Below are 23,264 nucleotides of genomic sequence, written 5' to 3'. Positions count from 1 at the left end.
ATCAGCCGATTCCGGGGATGAGGGAGATGAGGAGGTCGATGAGTTTGATGCCGGCGAAGGGGGCGATGAGGCCGCCGACACCGTAGAGACCGAGGTTGCGGCGCAGCATCCGGTCCGCGCTCATCGGCCGGTACCGCACACCCCGCAGGGCGAGCGGGACAAGGGCGATGATGATCAGGGCGTTGAAGATGACGGCGGAGAGGATCGCGGACTCCGGCGAGGACAGGTTCATGATGTTGAGCTTGTCCAGGCCCGGGTAGACGACCGCGAACATCGCCGGGATGATCGCGAAGTACTTCGCCACGTCGTTGGCGATCGAGAACGTCGTCAGCGCACCACGCGTGATGAGCAGCTGCTTGCCGATCTCGACGATCTCGATGAGCTTGGTCGGGTTGGAGTCGAGGTCGACCATGTTCCCGGCCTCTTTCGCGGCCGAGGTACCGGTGTTCATCGCCACCCCCACATCGGCCTGCGCCAGCGCGGGGGCGTCGTTCGTACCGTCACCGGTCATCGCGACGAGTTTCCCGCCGGCCTGTTCCCGGCGGATGAGGGCCATCTTGTCCTCGGGGGTGGCCTCGGCGAGGAAGTCGTCGACCCCCGCTTCCTGGGCGATCGCGCGTGCGGTCAGCGGGTTGTCACCGGTGATCATCACGGTCTTGATGCCCATCCGGCGCAGCTCCTCGAACCGCTCCCGCATCCCCTCCTTGACGACGTCCTTGAGGTGGATGACCCCCAGAATCCGCGCACCGCCCTCGTCCTTCACGGCCACCAGCAGGGGCGTACCGCCGTCCTGCGAGATGCGGTCGGTCAGGGTGTGCGCGTCCGGCGCGACCCGGCCGCCGTGCTCCTCGACCCAGGCGACGACCGAACCGGCCGCGCCCTTACGGATCTTGCGCGTGGTTCCGTCCTCCACGATGTCGACGCCCGACATCCGGGTCTGCGCGGTGAACGGCACCCATTCCGCGCCGGTGAGCTCGCCCTGCGCGCGCTCGCGCAGGTCATGGTCCTGCTTGGCGAGTACGACGACGGAGCGGCCTTCAGGTGTCTCGTCGGCCAGCGACGAAAGCTGTGCGGCGTCGGCCAGTTCGGCAACGGTGACACCTTCGACGGGGAGGAAAGCAGCCGCCTGGCGGTTGCCGAGGGTGATCGTGCCGGTCTTGTCGAGCAGCAGCGTCGACACGTCACCGGCCGCTTCGACAGCCCGCCCCGACATGGCCAGGACGTTGCGCTGGACGAGGCGGTCCATGCCCGCGATACCGATCGCGGAGAGCAGCGCGCCGATCGTGGTGGGGATCAGACACACCAGAAGTGCGGTGAGCACGATCATCGACTGTTCGGCGCCGGCGTAGATCGCGAACGGCTGAAGGGTGACCACGGCCAGCAGGAAGACGATGGTGAGGGACGCGAGAAGGATGTTCAGCGCGATCTCGTTGGGGGTCTTCTGCCGGGCCGCGCCTTCGACCAGAGCGATCATGCGGTCGATGAACGTCTCACCGGGCTTCGTCGTGATCTTGACGACGATCCGGTCGGACAGGACCTTCGTCCCGCCGGTGACCGCGCTGCGGTCACCGCCCGACTCCCGGATGACGGGGGCCGATTCACCGGTGATCGCCGACTCGTCCACGGAGGCGACACCTTCTACGACGTCGCCGTCACCAGGGATGATGTCGCCCGCCTCGCACACGACGAGATCGCCGATGTGCAGGTCCGTGCCCGGGACGCGTTCTTCGTCCGGGCCGATGAGGCGGCGGGCGACGGAGTCGGTCTTGGCCTTGCGCAGGGTGTCTGCCTGGGCCTTGCCACGGCCCTCGGCGACGGCTTCGGCGAGGTTCGCGAAGATCGTCGTCAGCCACAGCCAGGCGGTGATCGCCCAGCCGAACCAGTCGCCCGGGTCGGCGATCGCCAGCGCCGTGGTCAGGACCGAACCGATCTCGACCACGAACATCACGGGTGACTTGACCATCACCCGCGGGTCGAGCTTCCGCAGCGCGTCCGGGAACGACTTCACCAGCTGCTGGGGGTCGAACAGACCCCCGCCGACACGCCCGTCCTCCGGACGGTGCGAGGTCGGCACGTCGGAGTGCGGGGCCCGCGAGGGGCCGAGCCCCGAGCCGGAGCCCGAGCCCGGGTCGGGCGTAGGGGTGGAAGTGGAGGTGCTCATGACGCGAGTCCTTCGGCGAGCGGTCCCAGCGCGAGGGCGGGGAAGTAGGTCAGACCGGCGACGATCATGATCGTGCCGACGAGGAGACCGCTGAAGAGCGGTTTGTCGGTACGCAGGGTGCCCGCGGTCATCGGCACCGGTTTCTGCTCGGCCAGCGACCCGGCCAGAGCGAGCACGAACACCATCGGCAGGAAGCGGCCAAGGAGCATCGCGAGACCGATCGTGGTGTTGAACCACTGCGTGTCCGCGTTCAGCCCCGCGAAAGCCGAACCGTTGTTGTTCGCACCCGAAGTGAACGCGTACAGAATCTCCGAGAACCCGTGCGCACCACTGTTCTTCAGCGAATTCACCGGGGTTCCCAGGACCATCGACACACCCGTGAAGCAGAGCACCAGAGCCGGGGTGATCAGGATGTAGCACGCGGCGAATTTGATTTCTCGCGTACCGATCTTCTTCCCCAGGTATTCCGGCGTCCGCCCCACCATCAGTCCCGCCAGGAACACGGCGATCACGGCCATGATGAGAATCCCGTACAGACCGGATCCGACACCGCCGGGGGCGATCTCACCCAGCTGCATACCCAGCATGGCGATACCACCGCCGAAACCGGTGTACGAGGAGAAGAACGAGTTCACCGCCCCCGTAGAGGTAAGTGTCGTCGCCACACCGAAGATTGAAGAGGCGCCGATCCCGAACCGGGTCTCCTTGCCCTCCGTCGCACCTCCGGCCAGATCGAACGCCGGCCCGCCGTGGTGGAACTCCGTCCACATCATCAGCGCGGTGAACACCACCCAGATCGCCACCATCGTGGCGAGGATCGCGTACCCCTGCTTCACGCTCCCGACCATCCGGCCGAAGGTCCGTGTCATCGACAACGGGATCACCAGGATGAGGAAGACCTCCAGCAGGTTCGACAGCCCGTTGGGGTTCTCGAACGGGTGGGCGGAGTTGGCGTTGAAGTACCCGCCGCCGTTGGTGCCCAGCTCCTTGATGGCCTCCTGCGAGGCCACCGCACCACCGTTCCACTGCTGTGAGCCGCCCATGAACTGGCCGACTTCATGAACCCCCGCGAAGTTCTGGATCGCCCCGCACGCCACCAGCAGCACCGCCGAGACCACGGCGATCGGCAGCAGGATCCGCACGGTGCCGCGTACGAGATCGGACCAGAAGTTGCCCAGCTCACCCGTACGGTGCCGGGCGAACCCCCGTACGAGCGCGACCGCGACGGCCATGCCCACCGCCGCCGACAAGAAGTTCTGCACCGCGAGACCACCGGTCTGCACCACATGGCCCATGGCCTGTTCACCGGCGTACGACTGCCAGTTGGTGTTCGCCACGAACGAGGCAGCGGTGTTGAACGCCTGGTCCGGATCGATCGAGGCGAACCCCAGCGATCCAGGCAGACTTCCCTGCACCCTTTGCATCGCGTACAGGAACAGCACACTCACCAGGGAGAAACCCAGCACACCGCGCAGATACGCGGGCCAGCGCATCTGCGTGGCGGGATTCGCGCCCACCGCCCGGTAGATCCATTTCTCCACGCGTAGATGCTTCGGAGAGGAATAGACACCGGCCATGTAGTCGCCGAGCGGACGGTATACCAGGCCCAGCGCCACCATCAGCGCGAGCAACTGGAGCACACCGGCAAGGACGGGGCTCATCAGGACTCAGAACCTCTCCGGGAACAGAAGGGCGAGGACGAGATAGCCCAGCAGTACGACGGCGATGACGAGACCGACAACGTTCTCCGCGGTCACAGCTTCGCCACCCCCCTGGCAACGAAAGCCACCAACGCGAACACCGCGATCATGGCAACAACGAAGGCCACATCGGCCATCGCGCACTCCTGAAAGAGATCGAGAAATCACGGACCTCTAGAGGAAAGCGTCTTTTCTCGGGAAGACGGCTGACGTTGACGGGTCCCATACGGCCGGAGAGGCGCGGTTAACGGATCTCATACACGGATGGCCCATACATGACTTGCGCCCGGCAGGAATCCTGCCGGGCGCGCGTCCGATACGGGCGCTGGGAGCCGTCCTCCGGCGTCAGCCGGCGCGTGCGGCAGACGCGCCCGAGGAGTCCGATGCGCCCGATGCGCCCGTTACGGCCTCCGGGCCCTGCCCGACGACCCTGGCGTCCTCGGGACGCAGTACGCGCTCCGCCAGCGCGCCGAAGATCAGCCCGAACGCCGTCCACAGCAGCGCCTGCACCCCCAGTGAGGCCAGCCTGAACTCCCAGAGCAGCGCGGCCGGGAAGGTCTCCTTGACCGCGTCGGTGTTGGCGGGAAGCAGCAGACAGGCCACGGCCATGACCACCACATAGCCGCCGCCGGCGGCGACGGTCGCGTTCCAGTTGCCGAGCGCCGGCGCGAGCCGCCGTCCGGCGATGACGGCGACGACCGCGACCAGCACGCTGAGCACGATCATCAGGAAGAACAGCGTCGTGCGCTTGCCGATCGTGTCGGGATTGCCCAGGGCGGGTGGCGTCGCGGGGTATTTGAGGAACGGCACCAGATAGACGGTGGTGAAGGCGGCGCCCGCGACCAGCGCGGCCGTCGCGCGGGGGCGGAGCCGGCCGACGCGGCCCAGACAGATGGCGAAGGCCAGGGAGGCGATGCCGCCCAGGGCCACTCCGTAGACGAGGACGCCGGTCGCGAGACCGAAGGTGGACTGGACCGGCCGCGTGACCAGTTCCTCCTCTTCCTCGGCGGGTGCCGCGGGCGCGCCGGCCGCGTCGTCGTGCTCATGCGCCGGCGCGGACTGCGACTCCTCCAGGGCGATGGAGGAGTCGATGGACGGCTCCCCCACCACGTAGGCGAGCGCGAAGGCGAGCAGTCCGGCGACGACGCCCGCGATCATGCCGCGGACCAGAAGGGTTCTGACGGTGGATGTCTGCATGGCGGGATCAGTGGCAGGGGAAGCCGAGCAGATGACGGCCGTCGTGCACCCACTCGTGCACACCCGCCCCGGAGAACACCGACGTCGCGCCCTGTTCGGCACCGACGAAGTACAGCAGCACCAGCATCAGCGTGCCCACGAAGACAGCCCAGGGCAGAACCGCCCGCAGGGGCAAGGGAGTCAGGGGCGATATCGCTGATCCGGCGGGTGATGAAACGGCCGGGGGCACAATGGACTCAGCCACGGCACAACCTCCTTGGGAACTCGCGTCCCGTTCAGTGGAGCTCGCACGACGGCCATCGGGTCTGACTCACCGGGCCGCCTCGCCGCGCGTACGCGGCCGGGGCTGCTCGGCATACAGTGGCGCGACCGTGCCGGAATCTCACCGGACTTCCGTCTCGCCGTCGTGATATCGACGTGAACGTACCGCGATCGGGCAGGCGGGCCAAGAGGGCGATTCCGCCCGGCGGCGGGCGGCGTTCAGTGGACGTACGACCCTGGAGAGGCCGATGACCCTACGCGTGACGCTCATCTCACCGGCGCTCAGCACCGCGCTGCGCGAGGCGCGTTTCGGCGCCGGACCGCTGGACGTGCTGGACTCGGCCGGGCTGCGTCAGGCCGAGGCCGTACGGGACGCGCACCCGGTCGCCGAGCAACGCGCCACCGCGGACCGGGTGTTCGCGTCCCCTTCGGTGCGCTGCCGTCAGACGGCCGAGGCGCTCGGCCTGGTCGCGGAGCCGCTGGCCGAGCTGCGCACGTGCGCGATGGGCCGCTGGCAGGGGAAGCGGCTGGACGAGGTCGGTGCCGCGGAGCCGGAGGCGGTCGCCGCGTGGCTGACCGACCCGGCGGCGGCGCCGCACGGCGGGGAGTCGCTGGATGCGCTGCACGGCCGCATCGGCCGGTGGCTCGACGCGCTGGGCACGCCAGGCGCGTTGAAACCGTTGGGCACGGACGCGCGCCCCGGATCGGCGCGCGTCCTCGCGGTGGCCGAGCCCGATGTCGTACGCGCGCTGACGGTGCACGCGATCGGCGCGCCGACGCGGGTGTTCTGGCGAATCGACGTACGGCCGCTGACGGTCACGGAGTTGAGCGGGCGAGACGGCCGCTGGAATCTGCGCAGCGGCCGTCCCCTGCAAGATCCGCAAGGTCCGCAAGGTCCGCAAGGTGACTGAGGCCGACGTCACGCCGCCGCGGCCGGTCCCACCAGTTCGCCGAGCACGTCCTCCATGGTCACGAAGCCCAGCACCGTCCCCGCCTCGCCCGTCACCGCGGCGAGATGGCTGTCGGCCGCCCGCAGCGCGGTGAGCGTGTCGTCCAGCGGGGTGTCGATCCGGACCCGTGTCACCGCGTGCAGCGTCGCGCGCGGGAACGGCTTGGTCCGGTCGGCGACGCCGAGGGTGTCCTTGATGTGGAGATAGCCCATGACGGCGCCGGCGGGCCCGGTGACCGGTATCCGCGAGAAGCCGGCCGACGACGCGATCCGCTCCAGCTGTTCGGGCGTCACCCGGTGGTCGACGGTGACCATCCGGCGCAGCGGTACGAGGAGTTCGCCGACCGGGCGGGTGCCCAGCTCCAGCGCGTCCCGCAGCCGTTCGCCGTCGGCCGGTGACAGGAGCCCGGCCTCGCTGGAGACGGCGACCATACGGGCGAGTTCGTCGTCGTTGAAGACGGCGGCGACCTCGTTCTTGGGCTCCACCTTGATCAGCCGCAGCAGGAGGTTGGCGAAGGCGTTGATGCCGAAGATCAGGGGGCGCAGCGCGCGCGTCAGCCCGACCAGGGGCGGACCGAGCAGAAGCGCGGTCCTGGTCGGCGCGGCGAGCGCGATGTTCTTCGGGACCATCTCGCCGAACAGCATGTGCAGATACGTCGCCGCGGTCAGCGCGATCACGAACGCGATCGGGTGCACCAGGGCCTCCGGCACCCGCGCCGCCTCGAAGCCGGGCTCCAGCAGATGCGCGATGGCGGGTTCGGCCACGGCACCGAGGACCAGCGAGGAGACGGTGATGCCGAGTTGGGCCGTGGCCATCATGGCCGACAGGTGTTCCAGCCCGTACAGCACCGTGTGTGCCCGCTTGTCGCCCTTGTGGGCGTGCGGTTCGATCTGGCTGCGGCGGACGGCGATGAGGGCGAACTCGGCGCCGACGAAGAAGGCGTTGGTCAGCAGCGTCAGTGCGCCGATGGCGAGTTGCAGGGCGGTCATCGGGCTTCTCCGGCGTACTGGCGCGAGGGGTTGTCGGTGTCGGGCGGGGCTACAGGCGCGGCTCCGGGCCCCACTGCGGGTTCATGCGCGGTCCGGGGTCCGAGGGCCGATCCGGGCTCGGGCAGGTGTCCGTAGGCCGGGTTCGGCTCGGTGATGTGCACCCGGTCCGCACGGTGGTGCTCGATGTCCAGAACATCCAGCCGCCACCCGTCCAGTTCGACCGTGTCGCCCTCGACGGGGATGCGTTCCAGGCGGGCCGCGACGAGCCCGGCGACGGTCTCGTACGGTCCCTCAGGGGCGACCAGCCCGATCCGCGCCAACTCGTCGATCCGTACGCTGCCGTCCGCCTCCCAGGTCGCGAGCCCGGCCTCGTCCGGCGGCGCGGGCAGCAGGTCGGGGGTCTCGACGGGGTCGTGCTCGTCGCGCACCTCGCCGACGACCTCCTCGACGATGTCCTCCATGGTGGCCACGCCGGCCGTGCCGCCGTACTCGTCGATGACGAGGGCCATCGTGCGCGAGGCTCGCAGACGGTCCAGCAGCCGGTCGGCGGTCAGGGTGTCGGGCACCAGCAGCGGCTCGGTGGCCAGCTCGGTGACGGACACCTGGGCACGCCGCTCGGGGTCCAGGGCGAGGACGTCACGGATGTGGACCGTGCCGATCACCTCGTCCAGGGTGTCGCGGTAGACGGGGAAGCGGGAGAGGCCGGTGGCGTACGTCAGGTTGGCCGCGTCGGCCGCTGTCGCACCCGCCTCCAGCGCCTGGACGTCGACGCGTGGCGTCATCACGTTCTCGGCGGTCAGCTCGCCGAGCCGCAGTGTCCTAACGAAGAGCTCGGCCGAGTCCTGCTCCAGCGCGCCCTCGGCGGCGGAGTGCCTGGCCAGCGAGATCAGCTCGTCGGGTGTACGGGCGGAGGCCAGTTCGTCGGTGGGCTCCAGGCCCATACGCCGGACGACACGGTTCGCCGTGCTGTTGAGATGCCGGATGAGCGGGCCGAAGGCGGCGGTGAACCCGCGCTGCGGGCCCGCGACGACCTTGGCGACGGCCAGCGGCCGGGAGATCGCCCAGTTCTTGGGGACGAGTTCGCCGATGACCATCAGTACGACGGTGGAGATCACGACGCCGAGGACGGTGGCCACGACCGAGGCGGCCGAGCCGAGGCCGACGGCCTTCAGCGGACCGCGCAGCAGCACGGCCATGGAGGGCTCGGCGAGCATGCCGATGACCAGGGAGGTGACGGTGATGCCCAGCTGCGCGCCGGACAGCTGGAACGTGAGCCGCCGGACGGCCTTCAGGGCGCCTTCGGCACCGCGCTCACCGGCGGCCGCGGCGCGCTCCAGGCTGTCGCGCTCGACGGTGGTCAGGGAGAACTCGGCGGCCACGAAGACGGCGCAGGCGAGGGTCAGCGCGAGAGCGATCAGGAGAAGGAAGATCTCGGTCACCGTGCCACCCCCGCCCCGCTGGTCCGATGATGCGGAGAGGAACTGGCACGGCTGGTACTAGGAGGCTCCATCGGGGAACTGCTGCTTCCTTCTTGGTCGGTCGGAGTGTCCCCGCGCCACGATCGGCCAGAAGGGACGGAACATCATGGTAAAGGAATGGCAAATGAAATGGGAGTGCTCGGCGTGGTGACCAAGAGTGACTGAAGTCACCCCGCCGGCCCGACAGGTCTGACGGGTCCGGCAGGTCCGAGAGGGGCCTGACGGCTGTGAGACGCGGGACGGACGGACGACGCTCAGTGACGCTCGCGCCACTCGGCGGCGATCTCCTCGATGTCGTACGGCTTCTTGTTGAGCGGCGGCCCGGCGTGCGGCCTGGCGAGCGCGGCGCGGATCCGCTCGTTGATGTCGGTGATGATCCGCCGCGCCTGCGCCTCCGAAGCGGCCTCGCTGGCGGCGACGACCGCGTCCTCGACCTCCTTACGGAGCATGAGCGTCGGCGGCGCGTAGGAGATTCCCTCCCGCTCCATCTTTCCCTTGATCCACCAGAGTTCGTCGTACGGGGCGTCCGCGGACGCCAGCGGCTTACCGGCCCCCGGCAGATCGTCGAAGGCGCCGCGCTCCGCCGCCTCCCGGATCTGTCTGTCGACCCAGGTCTCGAAGGTGATGCCGGGTGGCTTGCGCTCGGTCATCGTGCGGCCTCCTCTTCGACCGGACCCGCGGCTCGGGCGGTGGCTCGGGGCGGTGGCCTGCGGTTGCCGGCGGGCTCCCTTCCATAGTGCCTGCGAGCAGGGGCGGGCCGGAACGCTCAGAAGTCCTTCCCCGGCCAGTCCAGCAGCCGCGCGCCGATCACCGCCGTCTGGAGCGTGTAGCGGTGGAACGGCTCCGCAGGGTCCGACCCGGTGAGCTTGTGTATACGCTCCAGCCGGTACGTCAGCGCCCGCACGCTCAGATTCAGCCGCCGGGCCGCCTCCGCGGCCACACACCCCGCGTCGAAGTACGCAGTCAACGTGTCCAGCAGCGGTCCGGCGCCGCCGCGCGCTTCTTTAAGAGGGCCGAGCGCACTGCGTACGAGATCGGTCAGCGCCTCCCGGTCCCTGCTCAGCACGGGGTAGACCAGCAGATCGTCCGCGCGGAGCACCGGTTCGTCCAGCCCCATGCGGTCGGCCAGGTCGTGCGCGTTGAGGGCCTCCTCGTACGACTGCACCACCCCGCCCGCGCCCGGGTGCGCGCGCCCGATGGCGACCCGCCCGCCGTCCGTCGCCGCGTGCGCCTGCTTCGCGAAGTACGTGAGAACGTCGCTCTGGTCGGCGGGCGCGACGCAGATGAGCCGCCCGTCCTTGGTGGTCAGCAGGATGCGGCGGTCGCCGAAGCGGGAGACGAGGGCGAGTTCGATGCTGCGGGTGACGGGGTCCGTCTCCGCGTAGGCGGCCTCCCCGACGGCCACGGCCACCGTGTGCGCGTGGGAGAGCTGGAGCCCGAACCGTCCTGCCCGCTCGGCGAGCCTGCCCAGGTCGCTGCGGCCGTGCAGCAGGTCGTCGATGAACTCGCGCCGCGACGCCTCCTCCCGGCGTACGGCGATCCGCTGGGCCCGCTCGTACCCCTCGGCGAACGCGTCGACGGCCTGCTCGACGGCGGCGAGGACGCTGTCGGCGGACGCCGCGCTCGCCGACGAGACGGGCCAGGCGGCGCGGGTGGCGGTCAGATGCCCGCTGACGAGCGCCCGCAGGCCGTGCCCGGCCTCGGCGGCCTGCTCGCCCAGTGCGCGGCGCGAGTCGAGTTCGTCGCGGGTGAGGCGGCGCCCGGTCACCGAGACCTCGGAGAGAATCCGGTCGTAGCCGGTCAGGTACTCCTGGAGGGGTCCCTGGTCCGTGGTCCGGCCTGTCGTCTGCTCCGCCATCTGGGCCCCCGGCTTCCTGATCTGTCCTGACGCGTTCTTAACGCGGGTGCCATCCAGCTTGTCAGAGCCCGATCCGGCGAAGGCACCCGGCATTAAGAACGCGTAAAGATTGCCGGGATCCGGCAGTGCGCGCACGGCCTCTCAAGTGACAGGATCACACCACGGAAAACGGGGGACGGATTCCGGTGCCGGAGTGCGCGCACTCGCACTCCGGCATCCGGAGCCGGTCCGACGGCGGCTCGTACGGAGGTCACAACTCGTACGGCCGCCGCACACATTCCTCCCCGGCGGGGTGACCCGGGCCGGGCCACGGACGACCCGGACTACGCGCCGGCCGCCACCGCGGATTCCGGCCCGTCAGCGCCAGCAGCGAATCGAAGAGGGTCGCGTCCTCGCCCACCGGGACGGGCTCCCCGAAGAGTGGCCCGTCGCGCGGGCCACGTCCCAGGCGTGCGCGGTCAGATCGCCGAGTGCCATCGCCCCGACAGCCCGCGCGGGCATGTTCATGGCCCCCGCGCGCCCTTCCTCCGCGCCCGGGGTCCCGCAGCCCGTGCACGTCGTACTCGTCGCACGGGGTCGGCGCCCCGGCCCGTATTGAACAAACGCGACATAGGATCCGGCCATGACAGCTCCACGGCGCGGCACACGTGGCATCGTCGATGCCTCCGGGCTCTTCGCACGGGTCGATTTCCGCCGCCGTCAGCCGGCGCCCGAGCTGCGCGGGTACGTGGAGTCGTACTGGCTGATCGACTGGGACCTGTCGGAGCCGTACGCCTCCCACGTCGTCCCGCACCCCTCGGTGAACGTGGTCTTCCAGCGGTTCGGCACGGCGCCGCCCTGGGGCGAGGTCGCGGGCATCGGCCTCGAACTGTTCACCCAGAAGCTGGCGGCGGACGGGCGGGTGTGCGGGGTGAAGTTCCGCCCCGGCGGCTTCCGGCCCTTCGCGCCCGCGTGGCCGGTGTCCCGGTGGTCGGGGCGGCGGGTGCCCGTCGCCGAGGTGCTGTCCGCGACGGACGCGGACGTCGCCGCGGTTCTGGATCCTCCTGAGGAGGACGCGCGGGTCGCCGCGCTCGACACGTATCTGCTGGGGCTGGGCGCCCGGCCGGACCCGCAGGCCGACGAGGCGATGCGGGTGGTCCGCCTGGTCGGTGAGGACCGCACGATCCGGCGGGCGGCGGAACTGGCGTCGGCGGCCGGTCTGTCGGTGCGCTCGTTGCAGCGGCTGTTCGCCACGTACGTGGGGGTCGGACCGAAGTGGGTCATCCTCCGCCACCGTATCCACGACGCGCTGGAGCGCGCCGAGGCGGCCGGGGAGCTCGACTGGGCGGCGCTGGCCGCCGAGTTGGGCTACAGCGACCAGGCGCATCTGGTGCGGGACTTCACGGCGACGGTGGGGGTGCCGCCGACGGCGTACGCGCGCGGGGTTCAGTAGCCGGTCCTGCCCGCGCCGCCGACGCCTTCGGTTCAGCGGGTGCCGGTCACCGCGACAACGCCCCGGCCGTGCGCGGCGGCGTACCGCAGCACCCGCAGCGGCCCGGCCAGCAGCCCGGCGGCGTCGAACTCACCCTCCACCGCGCCTGTCATGCCGTACGCCCAGGCCTCGACACGGGCGAGCACCTCCGTACGGCGCGGCCCCGTCACGGCCAGCACGGACTCGGCGCCCGGAAGCGCGCCCCGCACCTCTTCGGCCGCCAGCAGGAAGTCCCCGAACCAGCCCGGAAGCTGGGACGACGCCTCCGTACCGAGGCCGTGGTGCAGCGCGGTCGCGGGCTCCCCGTCGCGTACGGCCACGGTGAACAGAGCGTCCGGATCGGTCGCGCCGTCGGCGGCGGCCTGCCGCAGCAGGTCAGCCGCGGCGTCCTTCATGGCCACCACGGCGGGCGCGGTGGGGCCGCCGCCGCGCGCGAGCGCCGCGAAGCGGCGGGCGGCGGCGGTCGGTTTCGGTGTGAAGTACGGCTCGCGGTCGCCGCCGCCCAGCCACCAGCGCAGATCGTCGGCGCAGCCGTCCGGGACGGTCCAGGTCTCGTCGGCATGCGCGAACCGGGCGGGCAGGGCGACGACCTCGGCGTCGGGTACGGCGCCGACCGACCAGACCCCTGTGCAGCTCACGCGACCGCACCTCCCGCTCCGTTGTCAGTGCCTCGATCTACAGTCGGTTTCATGGAGATGAAATCACCCCGGGTGCGGCTGGAGCCATGGGCCGAGGAGGATCTCGGGCTCCTGCGCGCCGCGAACGCGCCTGAGCTGATGGAGCATCTCGGCGGCCCCGAGACCGAGGAACAGCTGCTGACCAGGCACTGGAGGTATGTGACCCTGAGCGCCGACCGGACGGGCAAGGGGCGGATGTTCCGGATCGTCCTGCTGCCGGGCGGGGAGTCGGTGGGGAACACCGGCTTCTGGGAGAGCACCTGGCAGGGGCAGGACGTGTACGAGACGGGCTGGAGCGTGCTCGGAGGGTTCCAGGGGCGAGGGCTCGCGGTGGCCGGGACACGGGCGGTGGTGGAGCGGGCGCAGGCGGAGCACAAGCACCGCTTTCTGATGGCGTTCCCGTCGGTGGGCAACGGAGCCTCGAACGCGGTGTGCCGCAGGGTGGGCTTCGAACTGCTCGGGGAGAGCGACTTCGAGTATCCGGTCGGCCACACGATGCGGTGCAACGAGTGGCGGCTCGACCTCGAAGCGGACTGAGGCGGAGCGAGACGGGGTGAGGTGACCGGCGTGGACCGACTCGGACCGAAGCGCGCGCGTCACGCCCGGCCGCGCGGAAAGCTCTGGCCCGCCTCACGGCCCGGTGTCATGCTGACGACGTGAACGGACCGGAGATCCACCTCACCTTCGCCCCTGAGCTGCACGGCTTCCTCCCGACAGGGCGGCGCGGCGGGCGCACGACCGTGGCCACGGACGGCTCGTCCACGCTCGGCCATGTCGTCGAATCCCTCGGCGTCCCGCTCACCGAGGCCGGTCAACTCCTGGTGGACGGACGCCCGGTGGCCACGTCGCACATCCCGTCGGCGGGCGAGTCGGTGGAGGTACGGGCGGTGGTCCGGCCGCAGCGCGTCCCGGGGGCGCCGCTGCGCTTCCTCCTCGACGTCCACCTCGGCACCCTCGCGCGCCGGATGCGGCTGCTGGGCATCGACGCGGCATACGAGAGCGAGGACATCGGCGATCCGGCGCTGGCCACACTCTCGGCGAAGGAGCGGCGCGTCATGCTCTCCCGCGACCGGGGGCTGCTGCGGCGCCGGGAGATCTGGGCGGGGGCGTACATCTACAGCGACCGCACGGAGGACCAGCTCCGGGACGTACTGGAACGGTTCGCGCCGGCGCTCGCCCCCTGGACCCGCTGCACGGCCTGCAACGGCCGGCTGGGGCCCGCCGACAAGGACTCGGTCGAGGGCAGGCTGGAGGAGGGCACGCAGCGTACGTACGACGTCTTCGCGCAGTGCACGGAGTGCGGCAAGGTCTACTGGCGCGGCGCGCACCACACGCGTCTGGCGGCGATCGTCGAGGAGGCCGTACGCGAATTCGGGGGCGCGGCAGCCTAGTTGGCGGTCTCCGGCGCGGGCCGTCGACCGCGTGCCGCCGACCGCAGACCGCGTGCCTCAGTAGACGTACAGGTCGCCGGTGGCCGGGACGAGCACGTGGTGCTTGTCGTTGTCCGGGTTGCCGTCGTCGGCGCCACCGTTCCACACGGTGGTGATGTCCACGGACACCTCGGCGGGGTCCCCGACCGTCCGCAGGTCGAGCAGGACCTCGCTGCCCCGCCCGTCCGCACGCAGCGCGCCGGCCCGGCAGTACACGACCTGGTCCCCGCCCCACAGACAGGCCTCCGGCAGCTTCTGTCCGGCGGCCAGCGGTACCGAGAAGCCCAGCCGGGCGGTCACGCCGGCCAGGTCCGACGGGCCGTGGTTGCCGGTCGAGAGCCGCAGGGCGAGGCGTCCGCCCGACAAGGAGATGTGCCCGTGGTGGGCCACGTCGGCCTCGACCGGTCGCTGTTCGGCGGGCACGCCGGTACCCGGGCCGACGCCCACGCCCACGCCCGTCCCCGCGCTCATCGAAAGGACCACGGCCGTGGTCGACACCACCAACATCACCTTACACATAACTCGCATAATGTGAAGATATCGGCGAACCCTCCCTTATTTGACCAACCATCAGTGTGTCGATTCGTCTTCCACCCGCATGGCAGGCTGAGCCCATGCTCGTGGCCCGCTCCGTCGCCCTCTTCGCCGTCGCCGCCCTCTTCGAGATCGGCGGTGCCTGGCTCGTCTGGCAGGGCGTACGCGAACACAAGGGCTGGATCTGGATCGGCGCCGGAGTCATCGCGCTCGGCCTGTACGGCTTCGTCGCCACCCTCCAGCCGGACGGCGAGTTCGGCCGCATCCTCGCGGCGTACGGCGGCGTCTTCGTCGCCGGCTCGATCGCGTGGGGCGTGGTCGCCGACGGCTACCGCCCCGACCGCTACGACATCATCGGCGCGCTGATCTGCCTCGCCGGCATGGCCGTCCTCATCTACGCCCCGCGCAATCACTGAGCCGCACCGCGTGCCTATCCTGGCGAGCCAAGTCGATCAGTCGTCCACACGCGCGAGGAGCACGCCATGACCGTCGCCGGTACCCCCACCGCCGTCGTCACCGGAGCGAGCAGCGGTATCGGAGCCGCCACCGCCCGCCAACTCGCCGCCGCGGGCCATCACGTCGTCCTGACCGCCCGCCGCAAGGACCGCATCGAGGCGGTGGCCGCCGAGATCAACGCGGCCGGGCACTCCGCCACCGCCCATGTCCTCGACGTCACCGACCGCGCGGCCGTCGACGCCTTCGCCGCCGGACTCGGCCGTCTCCCGTCCGTCGACGTGCTGGTCGCCAACGCGGGCGGCGCGCTCGGCGCCGACCCGGTCGCCAGCGGTGACCCGGACGACTGGCGGCGGATGTTCGAGACGAACGTCATCGGCACGCTCCACACCACCCAGGCCCTGCTCCCCGCCCTCACCGCGAGCGGCAACGGCACAGTGGTGATCCTCTCCTCGACCGCCGGCTTCGCCACGTACGAGGGCGGCGGCGGTTACGTGGCGGCCAAGCACGCCGAGCACGTCCTGGCCGAGACGCTGCGCCTGGAGATCGTCGGCACCCCGGTCCGCGTCATCGAGGTGGCGCCCGGCATGGTCAAGACGGAGGAGTTCGCCACCACGCGCTTCCGCGGGGACACCGCGCGGGCGGAGAAGGTGTACGAGGGCGTCGCCGAGCCGCTGAGCGCGGACGACGTGGCCGACACCATCACCTGGGCGGTGACCCGGCCGCACCACGTCAACATCGACCTGCTGGTGGTCCGCCCCCGGGCGCAGGCCTCCAACACCAAGGTGCACAGGGAGCTTTCATGACCGCGGGGCGCGTCAGCGTGCCCGGCGGTACGGTCGCGGCACCACACCGCGCACCGGCGAAACTCGTTTGCCGCCCGCCGGTCCCGGTGGAACGCTCCCCGTCATGACGACGCCAGTCCCCCGCGTAGATCTGCTGGTCCGCCAACTCGACATGTCCTGGGCGCTGTTCGAGTACTTCCTCAAGGACCTGGACGACCGCGCATCCCTCTGGGAACCCTCCACCGACTGCTGGACCGTCCGCCAGGACCCCGAAGGCAACTGGGTCGCCGACTGGCAGGTCCCCGAGCCCGACCCGGTCCCCAGCACCTCGATCGCCTGGCTCACCTGGCACATCGGCTTCTGGTGGACCACCACGCTCACCCACTGCTTCGGGACCGAGGCCCCGCCCCGCGAGTCCATCCACTGGCCGGGCACGACGGAGGCCACGACCGAGTGGCTGACCTCGCTGAAGGACTCCTGGCGCACGGAGCTGCTCCAACTCACGGACGCGGACCTGGACTCGAAGGACCGGACGGCGGGACTGCCGTGGGGCGAGGGCGTGGAACTGGTCCACGTGGCGAGCTGGCTCAACTTCGAACTGACGAAGAACGTCGCGGAAATCGGCCTGACCCAACGCGCCTACCAGACGTCGACGAGGTCCGCCGACTCGTAGCACGGCCGCTCACGGCACGGCTGTGGCGGTGCCGCCGTACGCGGCACCGCCACATCCCCCGTACCGCCTCGTCAGCCCTTTACGCACACGACCTGCTTGAGCTTCGCCACGACCTTGACGAGATCCCGCTGCTGGTCGATGACCTTCTCGATGGGCTTGTACGCCCCCGGGATCTCGTCCACGACACCGGAGTCCTTACGACACTCCACGCCCCGCGTCTGCTCCTCCAGGTCCTTGGTCGTGAAGCGCTTCTTCGCCGCGTTGCGGCTCATCCGCCGACCCGCCCCGTGCGACGCCGAGTTGAACGCCGCGCTGTTGCCGAGGCCCTTCACGATGTACGTGCCGGTGGCCATCGAGCCGGGGATGATCCCGAGGTCGCCGCTGCCCGCCCGGATCGCACCCTTGCGCGTCACCAGCAGGTCCACGCCGTCATAACGCTCCTCGGCAACGTAGTTGTGATGGCAGCTGATCTCCTGCTCGAAGGTCACCCGCGCCCTCTTGAACTCCTTGCTGAGTACGTCCTTGAGCAGACTCATCATGATCGCGCGGTTGTACTTCGCGTACTCCTGCGCCCAGAACAGGTCGTTCCGGTATGCCGCCATCTGCGGCGTGTCCGAGAGGAAGACCGCCAGGTCCCCGTCGACCAGCCCCTGGTTGTGGGCGAGCGACTGGGCCACGCCGATGTGGTACTCGGCAAGCTCGTTGCCGATGTTCCGGGAGCCGGAGTGCAGTGTGAGCCAGACCGAGCCCGCGGAATCGACGTTCACCTCGATGTGGTGGTTGCCCGCACCGAGCGTTCCCATCTGCCTTACCGCCCGCTGCTGACGGAATTTGACCGATTCCGCGATCCCGTCGAACCGCTTCCAGAAGTCGTCCCAGCGCGCGCCGAGCACGGCGTCCGGCTCGACCAGGTCGTCATGCATCCCGCGCCCCACCGGAATGGCCTGCTCGATCCGGGAGCGGAGGCGGGAGAGGTCGCCCGGGAGGTGGTTCGCCGTCAGGGACGTCTTGACCGCCGACATGCCGCATCCGATGTCCACGCCCACCGCGGCCGGGCAGACCGCGCCCTGCATCGCGATGACCGAGCCGACGGTGGCGCCCTTGCCGAAGTGGACGTCGGGCATGACCGCGAGGCCCTTGATCCAGGGCAGCGTCGCGACGTTCCGGAGCTGCTGCATCGCGACGTCCTCGACCGAGGCGGGGTCCGTCCACATCCGGATGGGGACATTCTCGCCCGGCACTTCCACGTACGACATATTTCCTCTATTCCCCCGAAAGTCTGAAAGAGCAAAAACCGCGTCCAGGACCACCAAAACAGACAGCGGACCGGCATCCACGGCAATGCGTGCGGTAGACATTGTGTCCACCGCACGCCACGCGGCGGCAAACCCTTTTTGCATGAACTCGCCATGTGCGCGGAACCAGGAACCAGCGCGGCACCTGCGTAGTTCTCACCAGTGCGACCACTAGAACTCATGTCCACATCACGTAGATAAGGAGCCCAGGGACCGTGCAGCGAAAGGCGTACGTACCCGGCCTGGCGGCGCTGCTCGTGACGCTCGTCGCGGGATGCACCTCCGGTACCGACGGCGACGGCTCCGACATCGACGCCAAGGCCGGTGTCTCCACCACGACCACCGCGCCCCCCGGCAAGTACCGCACGCTGCGTGAGCCGTGCGGGTCGGTGGACCGCGCCACGCTGCGGGATCTGCTGCCGGGCGCCGGGCAGCTCCCCGAGGACGAGCAGGAGAAGGTGTTCAAGGGCACGGCGGCGGTGACGTACGACACCGATCGCCGCGTCGGGTGCTCCTGGTCGGCGGACGCCCCGAGCGCCTCGCACCATCTGGTGATCGACGTCGAGCGCGTCGTGTCCTACGACCCGGCGGTGAGCGACGCCGACAAGGCGCAGGAGGTGTACGCGAAGAAGGAGGACGGCGCGTCCCTGCCGCCTCCGGTCGACGGACCGAAGGACGAGCCGGGTCCGTCCGGGTCACCGGAGGGAAAGCCGTCCGGATCCCCCTCCGGGTCCCCGTCCGACGGCAAGACCCCCAACAGCGGCACGACCACCAGCCCCGCCAGGACCACCCCGCCCCCCGGCCTCCAGCCCCGCCTGCTGGACGACCTCGGGGACGCGGCCTTCGTGGACGACGTCTTCGCCCCGTCCGGCTCGGCCGCCAAGCGCCGTACGGTCAGCGTGGTGTTTCGCACATCGAATGTGGTCGTGACGGTGCGGTACGCGGAGCAGCCGGCCCACCCGACGACGGTCCCCGACAGCAAGGAACTGCAGGAAAAGGCCCGGGGACTGGCCCGGAAGCTGGCCGACCAGCTCAACGAGTAGGGGCGGGCGAAGGGGCCGGGGCCGCCTTCCCGCCGGGTGCACGCCCGTCGCCGAGTCCGCCGCCCGAGCCCTGAGTCGTGCCCCGGGCGGTTACCGTGGCCGATCGGACCGTACGACTATCGACTCAAGGAACTCTGAAGGAACCATGCAGCGATCAGCCCCGCGACCCAGCCGCTCCCGCACCCGCACCCGCGTACGCATGCTCGCCTGCGCAGCAGTCCCGGTGATGATCGTCGCCGCAGGCTGCTCGTCCGGCTCCGACGGCGGCGACGCTGACGCGGACAAGCCCGCGGCCACCACCTCGAAGGATGCGCCGAAGGTCGCCCCCGCGAAGTTCACGACGCTGCCGGCCGACCCGTGCAAGTCGATCGCGGCGAAGACGATCGCGGACCTGGTGCCCAAGGCGAAGGACAAGTCGGGGTCGGCGGGCAAGTCCTCCGACATCACGACGCGCGGCAGTTGCTCGTGGAACGGGCTGGACGACAACGGCGTCAAGGGCTCGCAGTACCGCTGGCTGGACATCTCCCTGATGCGGTACGACTCCGAGGAGGGCCTCGGCTCGGGCCAGGACCGCGCCGCGGACTATTACAAGAAGGAGGTCGCCAAGGCCAGTGCCACCGAAGGCGCGAAGGGCCTGAAGGCGGCCCCTGCCGCCGGCGTCGGCACGGAGGCGACAACGGTCACTTACAGCGTGACGAAGACGGGCGAGTCCTTCGCCTACGCGACGGTCGTGGCCCGCTCCGAGAACGTGGTGATCACGCTCACGTACAACGGCGCCGGGTACGCGGGCGCGAAGTCCCCGGTGGCCTCGGATCTGGTGAAGGGCGCGACGAAGGCGACCAAGGAAGCGGTGGCGGCGGTTCCGGCGGCGACGGAGTAGCCCGTTCCGGTCCGCCCCCGGCCACGTGTCGCGGCCCCTTGTCGCGGTTCGCGTCCCGGTATCGCCGGGCGCGTACGGCTGTGCGCGCACCTCGATTGAGGACAAACAGCCCACCACGTGGCTGTTCGTGCCTCAACTCCGGGTCGCGCAAGGCTCCCTGCGCCACAGCACCCGTACACATGTGCCAGGCTGTGCCCCGCCAGATATCCAGGACGGGAGGGGCAACGGGTGGCCGCGATGCAGCTCACTCGCACGCACCGAATACTCATCGGCATCGTCGTCGCCGGCGCGGTTCTCATCGCCGCGATCGGTTTCGCGGGGTCGTACGCAGCCGTGCGCGAACTCGCCGAGCAGAAGGGCTTCGGCCGCTTCTCCCTCGTCTTTCCCATCGGCATCGACGCGGGTATCTGCGTCCTGCTGGCGCTCGACCTCCTGCTGACCTGGCTGCGGATCCCGTTCCCGCTGCTGCGCCAGACCGCGTGGCTGCTCACCGCGGCCACGATCGCCTTCAACGGCGCCGCGGCCTGGCCCGACCCCCTCGGCGTCGGCATGCACGCGGTGATCCCCATCCTCTTCGTCGTCTCGGTGGAGGCGGCCCGCCACGCGGTCGGCCGCATCGCGGACATCACCGCCGACAAGCACATGGAGGGCGTCCGCCTCACCCGCTGGCTGCTCGCGCCGGTCCCGACGTTCAAGCTGTGGCGGCGGATGAAGCTGTGGGAGATCCGCAGTTACGAGGACATCATCCAGCTCGAACAGGACCGGCTCATCTACCAGGCCCGCCTCCAGGCGCGCTACGGCCGCAACTGGCGCCGCAAGGCACCCATCGAGGCGATGATGCCGCTGCGGCTCGCCAAGTACGGTGTCCCCCTCGCCGACACCGCCCCGGCCGGCCTCGCCGCCGCGGGCATCGAGCCCGCCCTGCTGCCACCGGTCCCCGCCACCGCGATCGAGCCCGCCCCCGTGCCCGCCGTACAGAACACCGTGGCACCCGCCCCGGACCAGCGTCCCGCTCCCGACGTCGTCGAACCTCCCGAGCAGCCCGACCACGCCGAGCCGCCCAGTCAGTGGCTCCACGCACGCGACCCCCGGTCCGTCGAGTACCAGGGCGGCTACGACCCGACGTACGACCCGGACGCCGCGTACCAGCAGGCGTACGTGGAACAGCAGCGGGCCGAACAGTTCGACGAACAGCAGCAGTTGCGGGCCCTGCGGCAGTTCGACGAACAACAACAGTTCGACGAGCAACAGCAGTTCGAGGAACAACAGCGGTTCGAGGCTCAGCAGGGCCTCGAACAGCAGGCGTTCCCACAGCATTACGAGGAGCCGCCGCCCCCGGAGCCCTCTATGGAGGAAACCGGCAGCTTTCCGATTCCGGCCGGTCCGGGGCGTACCCGCGAGCTGGGGACGGGCGGCGGCAATGAGCCGACCGAAGAGGACTACTACCTGGTCTTCAAGAAGTCGATAGACGGCAGCTACCCGACCTCGGGCCAGTTCAGGGGCGACGTGGAGGCCACGTACGGCACTTCGCTGCCGCTGCGCGAAGCCGACCGCATGGTCAACCGCTTCACGAACCGCCACACCGCAGAACTCCAGGAAGACCACATCGCCTGAGCCTGAGCCACCGCGCGAACCGGCCACCGGACACCCCCGGTGGCCGGTCCCGTCTCACTCCCCCAGCAGCGTCCGCACCCGGTCCGCCCCCACTGCCAGCAGCAGCGTCGGCAGCCGGGGCCCGGTGTCCCTGCTCACCAGCAGCCGGTAGAGCACCGCGAAGAACGACCGCTGCGCGGCCTTCAGCTCCGGCGTGGGCTTCGCGTCGGGCTCAAGCCCCGCCAGCACCTTCGGCACGCCGTAGACGAGCGTCGTGAGCCCGTCCAGCGACCAGTGCGACTCCAGGTCCGCCAGCAGCAGCCGCAGCGCCTCGCGCGTCTGCTCGTCCAGCGAGTCCAGCAGCTCCCGGTCGGGCTCGCCACGGACGACCGTCCGGGCCTCGGCCGGCACCTGGCTGGTGATCCAGTTCTCCGCCCTGTCGAGCCGGGGCCTGGCCTCGTCCAGCGAGGTCAGCGGGTCGGCCGGGTCCAGCTCGCCGAGAATGCGCAGCGTCTGCTCCTCGGCGCCCGCCGTGATGTCCACGACGGACGCGAGCGTGCGGTACGGCAGCGGATGCGGCGTACGCGGCAGCTCACGGGCCGCCGTACGTGTGGCCCGCGAGTACGCCGCGGCGTCGGCCGCCTGCACCGACCCGTCCGCGATCTTGCGCTCCAGGGCGTCCCACTCGTCGTACAGCCGCTGGATCTCCTGGTCGAAGGCGATCTTGAACGACTGGTTCGGCCTGCGCCGCGCGTACAGCCAGCGCAGCAGCGGCGCCTCCATGATCCGCAGCGCGTCGGCCGGGATCGGCACGCCTCCCTTGGAGGACGACATCTTCGCCATCCCGGAGATCCCGACGAAGGCGTACATCGGCCCGATGGGCTGCACGCCGTCGAAGATCTCGCGCACGATCTGCCCGCCGACCACGAAGGACGACCCGGGCGACGAGTGGTCGACACCCGACGGCTCGAAGACCACGCCCTCGTACGCCCAGCGCATCGGCCAGTCGACCTTCCAGACCAGCTTGCCGTGGTTGAACTCGCTGAGCAGGACGGTCTCGCTGAAGCCGCAGTCCTGGCAGAAGTAGTCCAGCTCCGTCGTCTCGTCGTCGTACGCCGTGACGATGGTCAGGTCCTTGCCGCAGCCCTCGTTGGTGCAGTACGGCTTGTAGGGGAAGTACCCGGCCGCCCCGGCGCCGTCGTCCTCGTCGGCGGCGCCCGACCCCTCGGCGGCCTCCAGCTCGGCCTCGTCGACCTTCTTCTGCTGCTGGGGAGCCTTCTTCTGCGGGCCCGCCGCCTTGTCCTTCGTGCGGTAGCGCCCGAGGATCGCGTCGATCTCGCCCCGGTGCCGCATCGCGTGCAGGATCTGCTCGCGGTAGGTCCCCGCCAGATACTTCTCGGTCTGGCTGATCCCGTCGTACTCGACGCCCAGCTCCACCAGCGACTCGATCAGCTGCGCCTTGAAGTGCTCGGCCCAGTTCGGGTACGCGGACCCGGCCGGCGCGGGCACGGACGTCAGCGGCTTGCCGATGTGCTCGGCCCAGGACGTGTCCACCCCGGGGACCCCGGCCGGCACCTTGCGGTACCGGTCGTAGTCGTCCCACGAGATGAGGTGCCTGACCTCGTACCCCCGCCTGCGGATCTCGTCGGCGACGAGATGCGGTGTCATGACCTCGCGCAGATTGCCCAGGTGGATGGGGCCCGAGGGGGAGATGCCTGACGCGACGACGACCGGTTTGCCAGGCGCACGTCGCTCCGACTCGGCGATGACATCGTCCGCGAAACGGGAGACCCAGTCGGTCTCGGTGCTCTGAGCCACGGTCGGCACGTCCTTCTT

Annotated in this window: 23 protein-coding genes and 1 riboswitch; of the genes, 10 read left to right on the top strand and 13 right to left on the bottom strand. The window is 70.2% G+C overall.

The window, feature by feature from the left end:
* Nucleotide 1: 1 nt before the first annotated feature.
* The 5 genes from kdpB to ACFWV8_RS00230 form a co-directional block, all read right to left on the bottom strand.
* On the bottom strand, nt 2–2,161 hold the full coding sequence (gene kdpB, locus ACFWV8_RS00250) for a potassium-transporting ATPase subunit KdpB (protein ID WP_384196616.1): 2,160 nt from the start codon (nt 2,159–2,161) through the stop codon (nt 2–4).
* On the bottom strand, nt 2,158–3,822 hold the full coding sequence (gene kdpA / locus ACFWV8_RS00245; protein ID WP_384196614.1) for a potassium-transporting ATPase subunit KdpA: 1,665 nt from the start codon (nt 3,820–3,822) through the stop codon (nt 2,158–2,160). Before kdpA ends, kdpB begins: the two co-directional genes overlap by 4 nt.
* Nucleotides 3,823–3,828: 6 nt before the next feature.
* Nucleotides 3,829–3,918, bottom strand: a complete 90-nt coding sequence (kdpF, locus tag ACFWV8_RS00240; protein ID WP_384196612.1) for a K(+)-transporting ATPase subunit F — start codon at nt 3,916–3,918, stop codon at nt 3,829–3,831.
* Nucleotides 3,919–4,206: 288 nt separating this feature from the next.
* Nucleotides 4,207–5,058: a CbtA family protein gene (locus ACFWV8_RS00235; RefSeq protein ID WP_384196611.1), complete on the bottom strand. Its 852-nt coding sequence runs from the start codon at nt 5,056–5,058 to the stop codon at nt 4,207–4,209.
* Nucleotides 5,059–5,065: 7 nt separating this feature from the next.
* On the bottom strand, nt 5,066–5,302 hold the full coding sequence (locus ACFWV8_RS00230; RefSeq protein ID WP_031230106.1) for a CbtB domain-containing protein: 237 nt from the start codon (nt 5,300–5,302) through the stop codon (nt 5,066–5,068).
* Nucleotides 5,303–5,361: 59 nt separating this feature from the next.
* A riboswitch (cobalamin riboswitch) is annotated at nt 5,362–5,453 on the bottom strand.
* A gap of 114 nt (nt 5,454–5,567) precedes the next feature.
* Between ACFWV8_RS00230 and ACFWV8_RS00225 the strand changes: the two genes are divergently transcribed.
* Entirely contained in the window at nt 5,568–6,230 is a 663-nt protein-coding gene (locus ACFWV8_RS00225; protein WP_384196610.1) for a histidine phosphatase family protein, read from the top strand.
* Nucleotides 6,231–6,238: 8 nt separating this feature from the next.
* Here the strand turns inward: ACFWV8_RS00225 and ACFWV8_RS00220 are convergent, their stop codons facing one another.
* From ACFWV8_RS00220 to ACFWV8_RS00205, 4 genes are all read right to left on the bottom strand, one after another.
* Nucleotides 6,239–7,258: a hemolysin family protein gene (locus ACFWV8_RS00220; protein WP_384196609.1), complete on the bottom strand. Its 1,020-nt coding sequence runs from the start codon at nt 7,256–7,258 to the stop codon at nt 6,239–6,241.
* Nucleotides 7,255–8,697: a hemolysin family protein gene (locus ACFWV8_RS00215; RefSeq protein WP_384196608.1), complete on the bottom strand. Its 1,443-nt coding sequence runs from the start codon at nt 8,695–8,697 to the stop codon at nt 7,255–7,257. The genes ACFWV8_RS00220 and ACFWV8_RS00215 overlap by 4 nt, the downstream gene beginning before the upstream one ends.
* A gap of 293 nt (nt 8,698–8,990) precedes the next feature.
* Nucleotides 8,991–9,386: a DUF1992 domain-containing protein gene (locus tag ACFWV8_RS00210; protein ID WP_384196607.1), complete on the bottom strand. Its 396-nt coding sequence runs from the start codon at nt 9,384–9,386 to the stop codon at nt 8,991–8,993.
* 116 nt (nt 9,387–9,502) lie between these two features.
* The gene (locus ACFWV8_RS00205; protein ID WP_384196606.1) at nt 9,503–10,594 is read right to left on the bottom strand and encodes a PucR family transcriptional regulator; all 1,092 of its coding nucleotides are present in this window, start codon (nt 10,592–10,594) and stop codon (nt 9,503–9,505) included.
* A gap of 622 nt (nt 10,595–11,216) precedes the next feature.
* Between ACFWV8_RS00205 and ACFWV8_RS00200 the strand changes: the two genes are divergently transcribed.
* The gene (locus ACFWV8_RS00200; protein ID WP_384196605.1) at nt 11,217–12,026 is read left to right on the top strand and encodes a DUF6597 domain-containing transcriptional factor; all 810 of its coding nucleotides are present in this window, start codon (nt 11,217–11,219) and stop codon (nt 12,024–12,026) included.
* A gap of 32 nt (nt 12,027–12,058) precedes the next feature.
* Here the strand turns inward: ACFWV8_RS00200 and ACFWV8_RS00195 are convergent, their stop codons facing one another.
* The gene (locus tag ACFWV8_RS00195) at nt 12,059–12,703 is read right to left on the bottom strand and encodes a hypothetical protein (RefSeq protein ID WP_384196604.1); all 645 of its coding nucleotides are present in this window, start codon (nt 12,701–12,703) and stop codon (nt 12,059–12,061) included.
* 51 nt (nt 12,704–12,754) lie between these two features.
* On the opposite strand from ACFWV8_RS00195, the gene ACFWV8_RS00190 reads away from it, so the two are divergent.
* Nucleotides 12,755–13,279, top strand: a complete 525-nt coding sequence (locus tag ACFWV8_RS00190; RefSeq protein ID WP_384196603.1) for a GNAT family N-acetyltransferase — start codon at nt 12,755–12,757, stop codon at nt 13,277–13,279.
* 119 nt (nt 13,280–13,398) lie between these two features.
* Complete coding sequence (locus ACFWV8_RS00185) at nt 13,399–14,133, top strand: Mut7-C RNAse domain-containing protein (RefSeq protein ID WP_384196601.1); 735 nt, start codon at nt 13,399–13,401, stop codon at nt 14,131–14,133.
* Between the two features lie 57 nt (nt 14,134–14,190).
* Here ACFWV8_RS00185 and ACFWV8_RS00180 read toward each other — a convergent pair whose 3' ends face one another.
* The gene (locus tag ACFWV8_RS00180; RefSeq protein WP_384196895.1) at nt 14,191–14,679 is read right to left on the bottom strand and encodes a hypothetical protein; all 489 of its coding nucleotides are present in this window, start codon (nt 14,677–14,679) and stop codon (nt 14,191–14,193) included.
* Between the two features lie 107 nt (nt 14,680–14,786).
* Here ACFWV8_RS00180 and ACFWV8_RS00175 point away from each other — a divergent pair, with 107 nt between their 5' ends.
* The 3 genes from ACFWV8_RS00175 (at nt 14,787) to ACFWV8_RS00165 (ending at nt 16,617) form a co-directional block, all read left to right on the top strand.
* Nucleotides 14,787–15,122: a YnfA family protein gene (locus ACFWV8_RS00175; protein WP_384196600.1), complete on the top strand. Its 336-nt coding sequence runs from the start codon at nt 14,787–14,789 to the stop codon at nt 15,120–15,122.
* A gap of 66 nt (nt 15,123–15,188) precedes the next feature.
* Entirely contained in the window at nt 15,189–15,965 is a 777-nt protein-coding gene (locus ACFWV8_RS00170; RefSeq protein WP_384196598.1) for an SDR family NAD(P)-dependent oxidoreductase, read from the top strand.
* Between the two features lie 103 nt (nt 15,966–16,068).
* Entirely contained in the window at nt 16,069–16,617 is a 549-nt protein-coding gene (locus ACFWV8_RS00165) for a DinB family protein (RefSeq protein ID WP_384196596.1), read from the top strand.
* Nucleotides 16,618–16,688: 71 nt separating this feature from the next.
* Here the strand turns inward: ACFWV8_RS00165 and ACFWV8_RS00160 are convergent, their stop codons facing one another.
* Entirely contained in the window at nt 16,689–17,873 is a 1,185-nt protein-coding gene (locus tag ACFWV8_RS00160; RefSeq protein WP_384196595.1) for an RtcB family protein, read from the bottom strand.
* A gap of 254 nt (nt 17,874–18,127) precedes the next feature.
* Between ACFWV8_RS00160 and ACFWV8_RS00155 the strand changes: the two genes are divergently transcribed.
* The 3 genes from ACFWV8_RS00155 to ACFWV8_RS00145 all read left to right on the top strand — a co-directional run bounded on the left by ACFWV8_RS00155 (nt 18,128) and on the right by ACFWV8_RS00145 (nt 21,449).
* Entirely contained in the window at nt 18,128–18,955 is an 828-nt protein-coding gene (locus ACFWV8_RS00155; protein WP_384196593.1) for a DUF3558 domain-containing protein, read from the top strand.
* A gap of 145 nt (nt 18,956–19,100) precedes the next feature.
* Complete coding sequence (locus tag ACFWV8_RS00150) at nt 19,101–19,835, top strand: DUF3558 domain-containing protein (protein ID WP_384196591.1); 735 nt, start codon at nt 19,101–19,103, stop codon at nt 19,833–19,835.
* A gap of 237 nt (nt 19,836–20,072) precedes the next feature.
* Nucleotides 20,073–21,449 (top strand): DUF2637 domain-containing protein, encoded by a 1,377-nt coding sequence (locus tag ACFWV8_RS00145; RefSeq protein ID WP_384196590.1) that lies wholly within the window; start codon nt 20,073–20,075, stop codon nt 21,447–21,449.
* 54 nt (nt 21,450–21,503) lie between these two features.
* Here ACFWV8_RS00145 and lysS read toward each other — a convergent pair whose 3' ends face one another.
* Nucleotides 21,504–23,255, bottom strand: a complete 1,752-nt coding sequence (gene lysS, locus ACFWV8_RS00140) for a lysine--tRNA ligase (protein WP_384196588.1) — start codon at nt 23,253–23,255, stop codon at nt 21,504–21,506.
* Between the last annotated feature and the right edge of the window lie 9 nt (nt 23,256–23,264).

Origin of the sequence: Streptomyces sp. NPDC058665 (assembly GCF_042714995.1) — a bacterium.
Lineage (GTDB): Bacteria > Actinomycetota > Actinomycetes > Streptomycetales > Streptomycetaceae > Streptomyces.
This window is presented reverse-complemented; position numbering and strand designations above follow the sequence as displayed.